Below are 15,181 nucleotides of genomic sequence, written 5' to 3'. Positions count from 1 at the left end.
CGTCTCGGGCCGTGGGGATTGACGTCTCGGCGGGATTCGGGTCAGCGGGGCAGACCGAGGCTGGCGGCGCAGGCGGGCCAGGCGCCGTACCCGCCGGAGGCGTCGCGGACCCGGGTCGCGACCGCGATCTGCTGCTCGCGGCTGGCCTGGTCGGGCCGGCCGGAGCCGCCGTTGGCCTGCCACGTGCCGATGTTGAACTGCAGGCCGCCGTAGTAGCCGTTGCCCGTGTTGGTGTGCCAGTTGCCACCGGACTCGCAGCCCGCGAGGCGGTCCCAGACGGAGCCGTCCGAGACGGCGGGGGCCTTGGCCGCCACCGGGGCCGACTTGGTGCCGACGGAGACGATCTCGCTGACGGGACGACGGATCATCGACGCGGACACCACGGACCGCGTGACGACCTTGCCGTTCTTGAAGACGAGGCGGTAGGTGACGTCGCGTACGCCGTCCTTGCCCGGCCGGGTCACGTCGCGCACGCCCTCGAGCGCCGAGGAGTCCTTCTTCTCGACGGTGCCGAAGGGCACCGCCTCGGCGGCGACGTGCTTCGTGGCGACGTGCATGCGCGTCCACCGGATCGTCTCGCCGCTGGTGAGGACGCTGTCCAGCGCCGGGCGGACCCGGTCGTCCTGGTCCGGCGTCGCGCCGACCTGCTGCAGGGCCTGGCCGACGGTCCGCGCGGTGAGGGTGCGTCGCACGGGCTTGTGACCCGCCAGGTCCAGCGTCAGCGTCTTGGGGGTCGTCACCAGCAGGGCCAGACCGGCGCGCCCGATGGTCGCGCTGCGAGACACCGAGAGCGCGGCCTTGTTGTAGCTGCGGCCGATCTCGGACAGCGCCGTGGAGACCGCGGTCGAGGTGACCCAGAAGGTCTGCTTCTGTCCGTCGACGTCGACGGACAGCGGGCGACCGAACCGCACGCTGATGTGGCTGCCGTCCTCGACCTTCTCGTCGAGGCCGGGGGCGACCCGGTCGTGGTCCCCGACGGTGATGTGCTGGTCGCGCAGGACGTCGGCGACCGTGTCGCCTCGTGCGGACACCTCGCGGGACTTGCCGTCGAGGGTGAGGTTCACGTCCTTGGCGAGGGCGGTGTAGCCGGCGGTGACGCCGACGACCGCGAGGAGGACCAGGGTGGTCAGGCCGATGAGCAGCGGGCGGCTGCCACGGGCGAGAGCGAGCTTGATCATGCGGCTCTGGGCGATGGACACAGGGCTCCGAACGTCGTGCTGCCCGGGCCTCGGGCACCGCGGACGCGCACCCTCTCCATTACTGGTGAGGGAAGCCGCCGCCGCGGTGGCGCCAGTCGTGACTGACTACCGATCCCGGCTATCAGCCCTCCACACGAACAAATTTGTGCGCAATAAGCAAGTTGGGACGGTCCCAGGACCCGGGACGTGACCCACCTCTCGTCGCACACTGGCTCCGACACACGGGTCGCATCCCCTGCCGGGGACGCGCGACTCCGGCCCCATCTCGGACTCGTTTCGAAAGGGAGATCAGGTGAATCGACGCATCACGGGAGTCGTCGGCGCGGCTGTCGCGCTCGGACTGGCGGCCACCGCCGTGCCCGGCGACGCCGACGCCGCCGGGCACGGCAAGGGTCTGCGCGCGCACGGAGGCGCGCAGACCACGCGCGTGCGCCCGGACAACCGGCCCGACCCGCTGCAGACGAGGCGCTCGGACCTGCGCCAGCGCGCGGTCGACGAGCTCGTCGCCGGCAAGGCGAGGACCACCGGCAAGGGACGCGACCGCCGGATCCGGATGACCGACGGCACACTGGTCGACTACCCGGTCACGCAGACCGCCCAGCTGCTCACCTTCCTCGTGGACTTCGGCGCCGGCGCCGGCAACCCGGGCTTCCCCGAGAACACCGCGGGCCCTGTCCACAACCAGATCCCGCGGCCCGCCGCGGGTGACAACTCCACCTACTGGCGGCCGGACTTCTCGCGCCAGCACTACCTCGACATGTTCTTCAACGGCCTCCCCGACCAGGGCGGGGAGTCGTTCCACGGCCTCTACGACCAGATGTCCAGCGGCCGCTTCGACCTGCAGGGCGACGTCTCGGACTGGGTCACCGTGCCGCACCCCGAGGCCTACTACCAGGAGAAGGTCGACGACGACGGCGACCCGGCCACCCCGGACGTCGGCGACGACACCGGCGCGACGATGCAGTCCTTCGTCCAGGACTCCGCCGACGCGTGGTACGCCGCCCAGCGCTCCTCGGGCACCAGCGACGCCGCCATCGGGAAGTACCTCGCGCGCTTCGACGTCTGGGACCGGGACGACTACGACGGCGACGGCAACTACAACGAGCCCGACGGCTACATCGACCACTTCCAGGCCATCCACGCCGGCCAGGGCGAGGACGGCGGCGGGGCCACGTGGACCATCTGGTCGCACCGGGCGGCCGTCAACCCGACGACCGGCGGCGACGGTCCGGGATTCAACAGGAGCGGCGGCGTCGAGATCGGGCACACCGGCTTCTGGATCCGCGACTACACCACCGAGCCGGAGGACGGCGGCCTCGGCGTGTTCGCCCACGAGTTCGGCCACGACCTCGGGCTGCCGGACTACTACGACACCGCCGCGAACACCGACAACGGCACCGGCTTCTGGTCGCTGATGAGCTCGGGCGAGTGGCTCGGGCACGGCAACGGCTCCGTCGGGACGACGCCCGACCAGATGGGTGCCCCCGACAAGCTCTTCCTGGGCTGGTACGGCGACGACCTGGCGGTCGTGGACGGCACGAAGGCCGCCGAGCCGGTCACGCTCGGGCCGTCGTACCACGCGACGGACGTCGGCGCGCAGGCCGTCGCGGTGACGCTGCCACGCGGCTCCTCGACGGTGGACGTCGTCGCACCGGACCAGGGCACGCACTACCTCTACTCGGGCAACGGCGACGCCCGCACGGCCACGGTCACGAGCCCGCGGGTCACCGTGCCGGCCGCGGACCCGACGCTGAGGGCGCGGGTGAGCTACGCGATCGAGGACGACTGGGACTACGCCTACCTCGAGGTCTCCGGCGACGGTGGCGCGACGTGGGCCCACGTCCCGACGAGCCGCTCCGCGGCGACCGACCCGCACGGCCAGAACCAGGGCGGCGGCATCACCGGCTGCTCCGGCACGCGTGACGACGGGGGCACGTGCGACAACGCCTGGACGGACCTGAGCGCCGACCTCTCGGCGTACGCCGGGCGGACGGTCAGCCTCCGGTTCGCGATGGTCAACGACCAGGCCACCCACCAGCTCGGCCTCTCGGTGGACAGCATCGCGCTCGGCGGGACCGTGCTGACCGACCTCGAGGGCGGGGCCTCCGGGTGGGCGCTCGACGGCTTCCGCGTGATGGACGGGTCGTCGTACACGACGACGTTCGACCAGTACTACCTGGCCGAGAACCGGCAGTACCGCGGCTACGACCGGACGCTCGCGCAGGGGCCGTACAGCTGGGACCACCCGGTCAGCGCGCCGACCCGGGTCGACCAGTACCCCTACCAGGACGGCCTGCTGGTCTGGTACGCCAACGGGCTGTATGCCGACAACAACACCAGCAGCCACCCCGGTGGCGGGCAGGCGCTCGTCGTCGACGCCAACCCTGCGTACCAGCTGTGGTGGACCGGCGCCGGAGACCCCTACGACTACGGCGACGGGCGCCTCAACGCCTACGACGCGACGTTCGACGTCGACCGGACCGACGGCCTGCACCTGACCAAGGAGACCGACGGCGCCGGCGACATCCACTACGACGTCGACGCCCACCCCAGCGTGCCGGTCTTCGAGGACGGCGACCCGAACGCCTACTGGGACGACTTCGGCGGCCAGATCGGCCCGGTGCCCGGCTGGTTCTCCACCAAGGTCGCCGGCGTCGGCACGGAGATGCAGGTCGTCTCCTCCGACGAGTCGACCGGACGGATGGTCGTGAAGGTCGGCTCCCGGTTCGTGGCGAACACCTCCGGGGCGTCGTTCACGGGGTCGGCCGCCGTCGGCGAGACGCTCGTCGCGCAGTCGCCGTCGTGGTTCCAGCACGGCGTCTCGACCGGCTACCAGTGGCTGGCCGACGGCCGCCCGCTCGACGGGGCCACCTCGGCGACGTACGTCGTGCCGAAGTCGATCCTCGGGCGGACCATCAGCGTCGCGGTCGTCGGCAGCCGGTCCGGCTACGCCGACACGCGGGTCGTCAGCGACGGCGCGAAGGTCCGGAACAAGCCGCAGCGGTAGCGCTGCAGCTTGCGCCTGGGCGGCTCCTGGGGCGGCTCCTGGGCTACCAGGAGCCGCCGAAGGCCGCCTCCGTGTTGGCGTCGACGGCGGCGCAGAGCTCGCCCAGGTCGTCACCGCGCACCTGCGCCATGACCGCGAGGGTGTGCGGGATCAGGTACGGCGAGTTCAGCCGGCCGCGGTGCGGTGCGGGCGTGAGGAACGGCGCGTCCGTCTCGACCAGGACCCGGTCGCGCGGCACGATCGCGAGCGCGTCCCGCAGGTCGCCGGCGTTCTTCAACGTCACGGTGCCCGCGAACGAGAGGTAGGCGCCCCGGTCGAGGCAGGCGCGGGCGAAGGTCGCGTCGCCCGAGAAGCAGTGCATCACCCACCGATCGGGCACGCCCTCGGCGTCGAGCAGCTCGAGCACCGCGTCGTGCGCGTCGCGGTCGTGGATCTGCAGCGTCCTGTCGTGCCGCTTCGCGATGTCGACGTGGCGGCGGAACGAGTACTCCTGCGCTGCGATCCCCTCCGCCCCGGTCCGGAAGAAGTCCAGCCCGGTCTCGCCGACGGCCCGCACCCGGTCGTGGGCCGTGGCGAGCCGCTCGATCTCGTCGAGCGCCGCGTCGAGGTCATCGTGGAGGGGTGCGTCGTTGGGGTGCAGCGCGACTGCGGCGATCATCTCCGGGTGCCGGGCCGACGCCTCGACCGCCCAGCGTGCCGACAGCAGGTCGCAGCCGACCTGCACGACGCGCGTGACGCCGACCGACGCGGCCCGCGCGAGCGCGTCCTCGACGGGCAGCGACTCACCGTCGCGGCCGATGTCGAGGTGGCAGTGGTTGTCCACGACCGGATGCGGCAGCACCAGGTCGGGCACGGGCGGGAAGCTGCTCATGCCCGGTCGCTCGTGTCCGGCGTCACGACCGGTGCACCAGGTCGTAGACCTCGCGCTTGGGCACTCCGGCCCGGCGGGCGGCCTCCACGACGGCGTCCTTGCGCGACATGCCCTCCTCCTCGAGCGCCGCGACGGCGGCCAGCAGGTCCTCGGGGGCCGAGGACGCGGTGGTCGGCAGTGCCCCCGAGACGACGATCGTGACCTCTCCACGCACCCCCTCGGACGCCCAGGCGACGAGGGAGGCGAGCGGCCCTCGGCGTACCTCCTCGTGGGTCTTGGTGAGCTCGCGGCACACCGCCGCGGCCCGGTCGTCGCCGAACGCGGTCGCCATCGCCTCGAGCGCGGCCTGGGTGCGGTGCGGCGCCTCGAAGAACACCATCGTGCGCTCCTCGCCGGCCAGCCCGGCCAGCCGACGCGCGCGCTCACCCGCCTTGCGCGGCAGGAAGCCCTCGAAGCAGAAGCGGTCGACCGGCAGCCCCGAGACGGCGAGCGCGGTCAGCACGGCCGACGGGCCCGGCACCGCGGTGACGAGTACGTCGGCCTCGACCGCCGCCGCCACCAGCCGGTAGCCCGGGTCGGACACCGACGGCATCCCCGCGTCGGTGACCAGCAGCACGCGCTCCCCGGCCAGCAACGACTCCAGCAGCACCGGCGTCCGGGCCGACTCGTTGCCCTCGAAGTAGGAGACGACCCGGCCGGTGATGGTGACGCCCAGGTCACCGACCAGCCGTTTGAGCCGACGGGTGTCCTCGGCGGCGATGACGTCAGCGGAGGCGAGCTCGGACGCGAGCCGGGGCGGCGCGTCCTCCACCCGCCCGATCGGGGTCGCCGCAAGGACAAGCGTTCCGGTCACGGGTCGATCATGTCAGGCCCCGTAGGGTGACCCATCGTGACGGTGATCGACGACCCGGCCGAGCGCGAGGGCCAGACGGTCTCGCTGTCGCGCACAGCCTCCGGCGCGCCGGTGCCGACGGCGCGGGAGCGGGCGCGCTCGCTGCTGCACGGCCGCGACCCGGTGGTCGGCTGGTGCGCGACGGTGATCGTGACCGTCTTCGCTCTCGTCATGCGGCTGTGGCACCTCGGGACACCCCGGGAGTTCCAGTTCGACGAGACCTACTACGCCAAGGACGCGTGGTCGCTGCTCCACTTCGGCTACGCACGCAACTACGCCGAGGGCGCCAACGACAAGATCCTCGCCGGCCACACCATGGGGTCGTTCCAGAACAGCCCTGAGATGGTGGTCCACCCCGAGGTCGGGAAGTGGCTGATCGCGCTCGGCGAGAAGGCGTTCGGCATGGACCCGTTCGGCTGGCGGGTCTCGTCGGCCGTCGCGGGCGCGCTCATGATCCTCGTGATGATCCGGCTGGTCCGGCGGATGACCGGATCCACGCTGATCGGTGTCGTCGCGGGGCTGCTCCTCAGCTTCGACGGGCTGCAGTTCGTGCTGTCGCGGCTGGCGCTGCTCGACATCTTCCTCGCGCTGTTCACCCTCTGTGCGGTCTCGTGCGCGGTCGCGGACCGCGACTGGTTCCGCGAGCGGGTGGCCCGGACCATCGGGTCGCCGGCGACCGGCTGGGGTCCGCGCGTCCTGTGGCGGCCGTGGCTGCTGGCGAGCGGGTTGTTCTGGGGGCTCGCGATCGGCACGAAGTGGACGGCCCTGTATCCGCTGGCCGCCTTCGGTGTGCTGGTGTTCGTCTGGAGCGCGGGGGCGCGCCGCTCGTTCGGCGTACGGACGCCGCTGCTGCGGAGCGCGGTCATGGACGGCGTACCGGCCTTCGTGCACCTCGTCGTCGTCGCGGCACTCGTCTACACGGTGTCGTGGACGGGGTGGCTGATGCACGCGCACACCTACGAGCAGTCGCTGTCGTCGACGCAGTACACCCAGTACTCCGGCCAGGGGCACTGCGAGAAGCAGACCTACGTGAGCGACAACCCTGACTCGGGCAAGCACTGGCCGACGGCGAAGGAGCCCGACGCCCGCGGGCTCGGCGAGGTCACCCAGTCGCTCCGATCGCTGTGGTACTACCACGAGGACGTGTGGACCTTCCACACCCACTTCCTCAACTGCGCGACGCATCCCTACGCCTCCTCGCCCGCGGGCTGGCTGCTGCTCAACCGGCCGGTCGGGGTCGCGGCGACCAACGACATCAAGCCCGGCGACCAGGGCTGCACGGCACCGCAGGGCTCCACCTGCATCAGGCAGGTGCTGCTGCTCGGCACTCCCCTGCTGTGGTGGGGCGGCCTGGTCGCGCTGCTGTACGCCGTCGCGATGTGGCTCGGCGCGCGCGACTGGCGCTTCGGCGTGGCAGTGGTCGGCGTGGCCTCGACCTGGCTGCCCTGGTTCTCGTACGCCGACCGGCCGATCTTCAGCTACTACGCGATCGTCAGCCTGCCGTTCCTCGTGCTGGCCCTCGCGCTCGCCATCGGCAAGCTGATCGGCCAGCCCGACTCACGGCGACGCACCGCCGGTGTCGTGATCTCCGGCGCCTACCTGGTGCTCGTGATCCTCAACTTCGCGTGGTTCTGGCCCATCTACACCGACGCGCTGCTGACCCACGCCCAGTGGCTGGACCGGATCTGGTTCCAGCGCTGGATCTAGCGTCATACGACCAGGTCGCCAGAGCGACCACCCCGTATGACGTCCGCGACGAGGGCTCAGCCGGCCAGGTCGGCCGACCAGCGCTCCTCGATGCGGAAGCCCTTCCAGACCGCGATCGCGACGACCCAGGTCACGACGAAGAGCCCGACGATCCCGTAGCCGACGTAGTCGAGCGGGATGTCGGCGATCGCGGCGAGCGGGCCGCTGGTGATGTCCAGCCGGTTGGCGAGGACGCCGACGAGCTCGATGGTGCCGATGACCAGGGCGACGGCGACCGAGATCGACGTGATGGTGAGGTTGTAGAACACCTTGCGGACCGGCTTGGCGAACGCCCAGCCGTAGGCGAGGTTCATGAAGACGCCGTCGACGGTGTCCATCAGGCACATCGCGGCGGCGAAGAGCACCGGCAGCACGAGGATCGTGTAGAAGGGCAGGTCGAAGACGGCCGCGCCGCCGGCCAGCACGAGCAGGCCGACCTCGGTCGCGGTGTCGAAGCCGAGGCCGAAGAGCACGCCGATCGGGTAGATGTGCCACGGCTTGCGGACCGACTTCGTCAGGCCGCCGAGGATGCGGTTCATGAAGCCGCGCGAGTCGAGCTGGCGCTCGAGCTCCGCCTCGTCGTACTCACCCTGGCGCATGCGGCGGAACACCTTGAGGATGCCCATCAGCGCGACGAGGTTGAGCAGGCCGAGCACCCACAGGAAGATGCCCGAGACCGACGGGCCGATCAGGCTGGTGAGCGTGTGCAGCGTCGAGTCGTCGTCCTCGACCGACCCGACCAGGGCCTTCACGCCGAGCATGAGCAGGAACGACAGGCCGAAGACGATGCTGGAGTGGCCCAGCGAGAACCAGAAGCCGACGGAGAGCGGCTTGCGCTGCGGCTCCCCCGTCTCGGCCTCGGCGATCTGGACGTCGGTCAGGAGCTTGCGGGTCGTGTTGTCGACGGCCGCGATGTGGTCGGCGTCGAAGGCGTGGCGCAGACCGAAGGTGTAGGCGAGGAGGCCGACGCCGACGGTGAAGACCGGGTGGTCGCCGCCGAGCGCGAAGTGCTGCGGCGCGACCAGGCCGAGCAGGATGCCGAAGCCGAGCACGTGGAGCACGACGACCACGCCGCCCATCCACCACAGCGACCGCCTGTCTGCGGCGGTCAGCGTGGTGCGGATGCGGGTGGCGGCGGCGATGCTCACGACTGGATGGCTCCTCTCGAAGGCGTTATTGCGAACATATCGCAATAACAATCTCTGGGCATCAGTGGGTCCTCCCCGTCGAGACGCCGCCCCGCTCCCGCGCGCCGGGGTCGCCCCACGGTCTGGGAGGATGGCGAGCGTGGCCCACTCGCACGACCGCCACGGCCACGGGCCGACGTACGCCGCCGACCGGCGCTACCTCACTGCCGCGCTGGTCCTGCTGCTCGCGTTCCTCCTCGCCGAGGTCGTCGTCGCCGTGCTCTCCGGGTCCCTGGCACTCCTCTCCGACGCCGGGCACATGCTCGCCGACGTCGGCGCGATCGCCTTGGCGCTCGTCGCGGCGCGGCTGGCGCTGCGCCCGGCGACCGGCACGTGGACGTTCGGCATGCAGCGTGTGGAGATCCTCTCCGCCGCCGTCAACGGCGTCACGCTGCTGGTCGTGTCGGTCATCGTCGCGGTCGAGGCCGTACGACGCCTGGTGCATCCGCCTGACGTCGCCGGCTGGCCGATCGTGCTCACCGCGCTCGCCGGGTGCCTGGTCAACGTCGTGGTGGCCTGGATGCTCGCCCGCGCCGACCGGCGCTCGCTCAACGTGGAGGGCGCCTACCAGCACGTCCTGACCGACCTCTACGGGTTCATCGGCACCCTCGTCGCGGGCGTCGTGGTGATCGCGACCGGCTGGACCCGCGCCGACCCGATCGCCTCCCTGGTCGTCGTCGCCCTCATGCTGTACGCCGCCTGGGGTCTGCTCCGCGACTCCGGCCGCGTCCTCCTCGAGGCCGCTCCGGCCGACACCGACGTCGCCGCCATGCGCGCCCACCTGCTGGAGGTCGCGCACGTGCGCGAGGTCCACGACCTGCACGTGTGGACCGTGACGTCCTCGCTGCCGGCGCTGTCGGCCCACGTCGTGGTCGACGAGGGCTGCTTCGCCGACGGCCACGCGCCGCAGATCCTCGACGAGATCCAGCGGTGCCTGGCCGGGCACTTCGACGTCGAGCACAGCACCTTCCAGCTCGAGCCGCCCGGCCACGCGGACCACGAGGCCGGGGCGCACGTCTAGCTCCGGGTGCCGGGCCAGCCTGGCGGGGACGACCAGGACCGCGACAGACTGCCTGACATGACCACTGCGAACATCGGCGTCGTCGGCCTGGCCGTCATGGGCTCCAACCTGGCCCGCAACCTCGCGTCCCGGGAGGGGAACACGGTCGCGGTCTACAACCGCACCTACGCCCGCACCGAGCAGCTGCTGTCCGAGCACGACGACCTGGGCTTCGTCGGCGCCGAGACGATCGACGACTTCGTGGCGTCGCTGTCCACGCCGCGCACCGCGATCATCATGGTCCAGGCCGGCGCCGGGACGGATGCGGTCATCGGCCAGCTCGCCGACAGGTTCGAGCCGGGCGACATCGTCGTCGACGGCGGCAACGCCAACTTCCTCGACACGATCCGGCGCGAGCGGGAGCTGCGCGAGCGCGGCCTCAACTTCGTCGGGACCGGCATCTCCGGCGGCGAGGAGGGCGCGCTGAAGGGCCCGTCGATCATGCCCGGCGGCTCTGCGGAGGCGTGGGAGACGCTGGGCCCGATCCTGCGCTCGATCGCCGCCGTCGCGCCGGACGGGGAGCCGTGCGTCACCCACGTCGGCACCGACGGCGCGGGCCACTTCGTGAAGATGGTCCACAACGGCATCGAGTACGCCGACATGCAGCTCATCGCCGAGGCCTACGACCTGCTCCGCCGGGTCGGCGGCCGGTCGACCCCCGAGCTGGTCGAGGTGTTCCGGTCCTGGAACGAGGGCGACCTGCAGTCCTACCTCATCGAGATCACCGCCGAGGTGCTCTCCCAGACCGACGCCGCCACGGGCGAGCCGCTCGTCGACGTCATCCTCGACGAGGCCGGCTCGAAGGGCACCGGCGTGTGGACCGTCCAGAACGCGCTCGGCCTCGGCATCCCCGTCTCCGGGATCGGCGAGGCGGTCTTCGCCCGGGCGGTCTCGAGCAAGCCGGAGCAGCGGGCCGCCGTACGGGCGTCCGCGCGGGAGCGGCCGTCGTCGCCGCAGGTGCCCGAGACGTTCGCCGACGACGTCCGGGCGGCGCTCTACGCGTCGAAGGTGGTCGCCTACGCGCAGGGCTTCGACCTGATCGTGGCGGGCGCGAAGGAGTACGGCTGGGACATCGACCTCGGTGCGATCGCGAAGATCTGGCGGGCCGGCTGCATCATCCGGGCACGCTTCCTCGACCGGATCGTCGACGCGTACGCAGGAGAGCCCGGGCTGGCGACACTGCTCGCCGACCCCTACTTCGCCGACGCGGTCGCCGCCGGCCAGGAGGCGTGGCGGCGGGTCGTCGCCACGGCGGCCACGGCCGGGGTGCCCGCTCCCGGCTTCTCCTCCGCGCTGGCCTACTACGACTCACTCGCCTCCGAGCGGCTGCCCGCGTCGCTGATCCAGGGCCAGCGCGACTTCTTCGGTGCGCACACCTACAAGCGCGTCGACAGGGAGGGCGTCTTCCACACGCTGTGGTCCGACGACCGACGTGAGATCGAGACGGAGCCCTCGACACACTGAACGGGGGGCCGACGGGGAACCGGGCGCCCATGACGACGAACGTCCTCTGGTTGCGCCGCGACCTGCGCCTGCACGACCACCCAGCGCTGCTGGAGGCCGCGCGGGGTGCCGAGGTGCTGCCCCTCTTCGTCCTCGACCACGCCCTGCTGCGGCCGTCCGGTGCTGCCCGGACGACGTTCCTGCTCCGGTCGTTGCGCGCACTCGACGACGACCTGCGCCGGCACGGCGGCGCGCTCGTGGTGCGCCACGGCCGGCCCGAGGACGTCGTGCCCGAGGTGGCGCGCGAGGTCGACGCCTCCGCCGTCCACGTGAGCGCCGACTTCGGCCCCTACGGGCAGGCTCGCGACGCCCGGGTGGAGGCGGCGCTCCACGTCCCCCTGGTCGCGACGGGCTCGCCGTACGCCGTCGCTCCCGGCCGCGTCACCACCAAGGCGGGCGGCCACTTCCAGGTGTTCGGGCCGTTCTACCGGGCGTGGGCCGAGCATGGCTGGCGGGCGCCCGCGGACTCCGACCCGGCGCGGGTCGCCTGGCGCACGGCGCGGTCGGACGACCTGCCCGACGAGCCCGCGGCCGCGCACGACCTGCGACTGCCGACCGCCGGCGAGGAGGCCGCACACACCGCCTGGGACGACTTCCGCGACCGGCTGTCCGACTACGCCGAGGACCGCGAGCGGCCCGCCGTCGAAGGCACGTCGCGCATGTCGGCGTACCTCAAGCTCGGCACGCTGCATCCGCGCACCCTGCTCGCCGACCTCGGGCACGACGAGGGCAGCGACACCTACCGCCGCGAGCTGGCCTGGCGCGAGTTCTACGCCGCCGTCCTGCACGCGCGGCCCGAGAGCGCCCGCACGTACCTGCACCCGCAGCTCCAGGCGATGCCGTACGCGACGGGGCGGACGCTGGAGACGCGCCTGCAGGCGTGGGCGCGGGGCGAGACCGGCTACCCGATCGTCGACGCGGGGATGCGACAGCTGCTCGGCGAAGGCTGGATGCACAACCGTGTGCGGATGATCGTCGCGTCGTTCCTCGTCAAGGACCTGCACGTCGAGTGGACCCACGGCGCGCGGCACTTCATGCATCACCTCGTCGACGGCGACCTGGCCAGCAACCAGCACAACTGGCAGTGGGTGGCCGGCTGCGGCACAGACGCCGCGCCGTACTTCCGGATCTTCAACCCGGTCACCCAGGGCAGGAAGTTCGACCCCGCCGGCGACTACGTACGCCGCTGGGTCCCCGAGCTCGCAGACGTCGCAGCGCCGAAGGTGCACGAGCCGTGGACGCTGCCCGAGCCGCCGGCGGGCTACCCGGCGCCGATCGTCGACCACGCCACCGAGCGGGCGGCGTCGCTGGCGGCGTACGACGCTCTGCGGGGCCGGTGACTCGCCGGGGGTAACCGTCTGTTCGATACAGGGGTAACCGTCTGTTCGACACACCTCCTGACCGTTGCAAGGGTCAGGAGGCGTGTCGAACAGACGGTTACCCCACCGAACAGACGGTTACCCCGGGCGAACAGACGGTTACCCCACCGGGCCGGCTCCGCACCGCGACGACCGCAGCCGTCACGACCGCCGCGGCGGCCGCGGGAAGAACATCGGCGTCCGGGCCTCGTACGACGCCCAGCCGGTCCGGCCCCGCATGCGCCGGTCGGTCAGCCGGGCACCCGAGACCACCGTCAGGAACCACGTCATCACCAGCGGCGCGGGGAGCGTGACAAGCCCGGCGACCCACCCCGACGCGACTCCGCCGGCGAGCCAGAGGCCCCACCACACGCAGGCGTCGCCGAAGTAGTTCGGGTGGCGCGTCCAGGCCCACAGGCCCGTGTCGAGCACCGGCGGCCGGGACGATCTCGGCTGCCGGCGGTAGGCCGCGAGCTGCGCGTCGCCGACGGCCTCGAAGACGACGCCGACGATCCAGACCGCCACGCCGAGCCCGACGACCCACGCCCAGCGTGCCGAGGTCACGAGGCCCACGAGCACCGGCAGGCTCACGACGACGACGGCGACGCCCTGGAGCACGAAGACCTTCGTGACGATGGTCGAGAACGGCACCTCGTCGTAGGGGCCGCCGAGCAGCTCCTCGTAGCGCGGGTCGTCGTGCCCCGAGCCGAGCACGCGGGTGCGCAGGTGCCAGGCCAGCCGGACGCCCCACACGACGACAAGCGCGACCAGGAGCCAGCGTCGCCACGCGCTGCCGTCGCCCAGCAGTCCGGCCACGACACCTCCGACGACCGCGACGGCGGCGAATGTCGCCCCCCACGCGACATCGACCACCGCCACCCGTCGGAGCCGGCGGCTCCACGCGGCCGTGACCGCCATGGCGAGCGCGGCGACCACGAGCGCGGTGAGGACGAGCCAGCCGAGATGGCCCCATTCGACGCCCGACATCACCACGCACCCCGCTCGAGCGGGAGCGAGTGGTCGGAGCCCGGTCGCACCGCCAGGATCTGGTCGACGCCCATCCGGCCCTCGCGGAACGCCGCGGCGCCACCGACGAGGTAGAGCCGCCACACGCGCACCATCTCCTCCCCGACGAGCGCGGTCAGGCGGTCGGCCTCGGCCTCGAACCGGTCCAGCCAGCGCGCGACGGTGAGCACGTAGTGCTCGCGCAGCGCGTGCACGTCGCGCACCTCCAGCCCGGCACGCTCCAGGTGGGCCACCGTCTCGCCGACGGGCCGCATGTGCATGTCGGGGGCGATGAACGACTCGATGAATGGTCCCCCACCCGGATGCGGGCCCGACCGCGACATCTGCTGGACGAGCACGCGACCACCGGGGCGGACGCGGTCGCGCAGCACGCCGGCGTACGTCGGGTAGTTGCCCTCGCCGACGTGCTCGCCCATCTCGACCGAGGCCACCGCGTCGTAGGTCCCGTCCGCGTCGCGGTAGTCGCACAGCCGCACCTCGACCCGGCCGTCGAGGCCGAGCTCGCGCACCCGCTCGGTGACGAAGCGCTGTTGCTCGGCCGAGATCGTCACGCCGACGACCCGCGCGCCGAAGACCTGCGCCGCGTGCAGCGAGAGCGACCCCCAGCCGCAACCGACGTCGAGCAGCGTGCTCCCCTCGGTCAGCCCGAGCTTGGTGCAGATCAGCGAGAGCTTGTCGTGCTGGGCCTGCTCGAGGGTGTGCGAGGAGTCGGTGAAGTAGGCGCACGAGTAGGCCATCGACTCGTCGAGGATGGCCGAGTAGAAGGTGTTCGACAGGTCGTAGTGGTGCGCGATCGAGCTGCGGTCGCGCGCCCGTGTGTGCAGCCTGCCGCTCACCCGGGCCTGGGTCGCCGGAGGTGGCAGCGGCGACCCGACGACCCCGAGTCGCGCCGCCAGCCGGGTCGCCCGCGCGAGCGCAGCCGCCCGACGTCGTACGCCGTCCGGCCAGCTCGTCCACGTCGACCTCTCCGACCGCCCGGCCGCGAGGAGCCGGCGGAGGGTGCCGTCGAGGTCGCCGGGCAGGTCGGCCTCGCCGGTGACGTAGGCCTGGGCGGCGCCGAGCTCCCCCGGGTGCCACAGCAGCCGGCGCAGCGCCCGCGGCGAGCGGAGCTCGACCAGCGGCGCCCCGGACGGCCCGGCCTCCGAGCCGTCCCACGCCCGCAGCCGGACCGGCATCGGGTCGACCAGGGGCGCCAGGGCGTGCGCGATCTGCCCGGCGATCCCCGCCGAGGTGGCGGCGAGCCGGGGCGGAGTCCCCGGTTCACCGGGGACTCCGGAACTTCCGGGGCTGCACGACACCCCGGAAGTTCCGGAGTTCCCTGGGTGCGGTCCC

Annotated in this window: 11 protein-coding genes; 5 read left to right on the top strand and 6 right to left on the bottom strand. The window is 72.2% G+C overall.

What is annotated here, in order from left to right; translation table 11 throughout:
* Positions 1 to 41 precede the first annotated feature (41 nt).
* Positions 42 to 1,199: a resuscitation-promoting factor gene (locus ABD205_RS08625; protein ID WP_344044337.1), complete on the bottom strand. Its 1,158-nt coding sequence runs from the start codon at positions 1,197 to 1,199 to the stop codon at positions 42 to 44.
* A gap of 292 nt (positions 1,200 to 1,491) precedes the next feature.
* Here ABD205_RS08625 and ABD205_RS08620 point away from each other — a divergent pair, with 292 nt between their 5' ends.
* Complete coding sequence (locus tag ABD205_RS08620; RefSeq protein WP_344044336.1) at positions 1,492 to 4,206, top strand: immune inhibitor A domain-containing protein; 2,715 nt, start codon at positions 1,492 to 1,494, stop codon at positions 4,204 to 4,206.
* Positions 4,207 to 4,249: 43 nt separating this feature from the next.
* Here ABD205_RS08620 and ABD205_RS08615 read toward each other — a convergent pair whose 3' ends face one another.
* Positions 4,250 to 5,077, bottom strand: a complete 828-nt coding sequence (locus ABD205_RS08615; protein ID WP_344044335.1) for a TatD family hydrolase — start codon at positions 5,075 to 5,077, stop codon at positions 4,250 to 4,252.
* 22 nt (positions 5,078 to 5,099) lie between these two features.
* Positions 5,100 to 5,930, bottom strand: a complete 831-nt coding sequence (rsmI, locus tag ABD205_RS08610; protein WP_344044334.1) for a 16S rRNA (cytidine(1402)-2'-O)-methyltransferase — start codon at positions 5,928 to 5,930, stop codon at positions 5,100 to 5,102.
* Between the two features lie 36 nt (positions 5,931 to 5,966).
* On the opposite strand from rsmI, the gene ABD205_RS08605 reads away from it, so the two are divergent.
* Positions 5,967 to 7,676: a dolichyl-phosphate-mannose--protein mannosyltransferase gene (locus ABD205_RS08605; RefSeq protein ID WP_344044333.1), complete on the top strand. Its 1,710-nt coding sequence runs from the start codon at positions 5,967 to 5,969 to the stop codon at positions 7,674 to 7,676.
* Positions 7,677 to 7,732: 56 nt separating this feature from the next.
* Here ABD205_RS08605 and nicT read toward each other — a convergent pair whose 3' ends face one another.
* Positions 7,733 to 8,863 carry a Nickel transporter NicT gene (nicT, locus tag ABD205_RS08600; protein ID WP_344044332.1) on the bottom strand — a complete coding sequence of 377 codons (1,131 nt, stop codon included), beginning with the start codon at positions 8,861 to 8,863 and terminating at the stop codon, positions 7,733 to 7,735.
* Positions 8,864 to 8,993: 130 nt separating this feature from the next.
* Here nicT and ABD205_RS08595 point away from each other — a divergent pair, with 130 nt between their 5' ends.
* From ABD205_RS08595 to ABD205_RS08585, 3 genes are read left to right on the top strand one after another with little or no spacing between them, the layout of a single operon-like run.
* Positions 8,994 to 9,923: a cation diffusion facilitator family transporter gene (locus tag ABD205_RS08595; RefSeq protein ID WP_425572783.1), complete on the top strand. Its 930-nt coding sequence runs from the start codon at positions 8,994 to 8,996 to the stop codon at positions 9,921 to 9,923.
* Positions 9,924 to 9,980: 57 nt separating this feature from the next.
* Positions 9,981 to 11,426: an NADP-dependent phosphogluconate dehydrogenase gene (gndA, locus tag ABD205_RS08590; RefSeq protein ID WP_344044330.1), complete on the top strand. Its 1,446-nt coding sequence runs from the start codon at positions 9,981 to 9,983 to the stop codon at positions 11,424 to 11,426.
* Between the two features lie 29 nt (positions 11,427 to 11,455).
* On the top strand, positions 11,456 to 12,805 hold the full coding sequence (locus ABD205_RS08585; protein WP_344044329.1) for a cryptochrome/photolyase family protein: 1,350 nt from the start codon (positions 11,456 to 11,458) through the stop codon (positions 12,803 to 12,805).
* A gap of 180 nt (positions 12,806 to 12,985) precedes the next feature.
* Here the strand turns inward: ABD205_RS08585 and ABD205_RS08580 are convergent, their stop codons facing one another.
* Together ABD205_RS08580 and ABD205_RS08575 are read right to left on the bottom strand one after the other, a co-directional pair.
* Positions 12,986 to 13,810, bottom strand: a complete 825-nt coding sequence (locus ABD205_RS08580) for a DUF1295 domain-containing protein (RefSeq protein WP_344044328.1) — start codon at positions 13,808 to 13,810, stop codon at positions 12,986 to 12,988.
* Positions 13,810 to 15,147 carry a class I SAM-dependent methyltransferase gene (locus ABD205_RS08575; protein ID WP_344044327.1) on the bottom strand — a complete coding sequence of 446 codons (1,338 nt, stop codon included), beginning with the start codon at positions 15,145 to 15,147 and terminating at the stop codon, positions 13,810 to 13,812. Before ABD205_RS08575 ends, ABD205_RS08580 begins: the two co-directional genes overlap by 1 nt.
* Positions 15,148 to 15,181: the final 34 nt, after the last annotated feature.

This window comes from Nocardioides panacihumi (assembly GCF_039530925.1).
In the GTDB taxonomy this organism is placed as follows: Bacteria; Actinomycetota; Actinomycetes; order Propionibacteriales; family Nocardioidaceae; genus Nocardioides; species Nocardioides panacihumi.
The sequence above is the reverse complement of the archived record's forward strand: the minus strand, read 5'-3'. Positions and strand labels throughout refer to the sequence as shown.

Excerpts from the sequence above, each read along its gene's own strand:
- ABD205_RS08585 (WP_344044329.1), top strand. The coding sequence starts at position 11,456 with ATGACGACGAACGTCCTCTGGTTGCGCCGCGACCTGCGCCTGCACGAC.
- ABD205_RS08580 (WP_344044328.1), bottom strand. The coding sequence starts at position 13,810 with ATGTCGGGCGTCGAATGGGGCCATCTCGGCTGGCTCGTCCTCACCGCG.
- ABD205_RS08595 (WP_425572783.1), top strand. The coding sequence starts at position 8,994 with ATGGCGAGCGTGGCCCACTCGCACGACCGCCACGGCCACGGGCCGACG.
- gndA (WP_344044330.1), top strand. The coding sequence starts at position 9,981 with ATGACCACTGCGAACATCGGCGTCGTCGGCCTGGCCGTCATGGGCTCC.
- ABD205_RS08615 (WP_344044335.1), bottom strand. The coding sequence starts at position 5,077 with ATGAGCAGCTTCCCGCCCGTGCCCGACCTGGTGCTGCCGCATCCGGTC.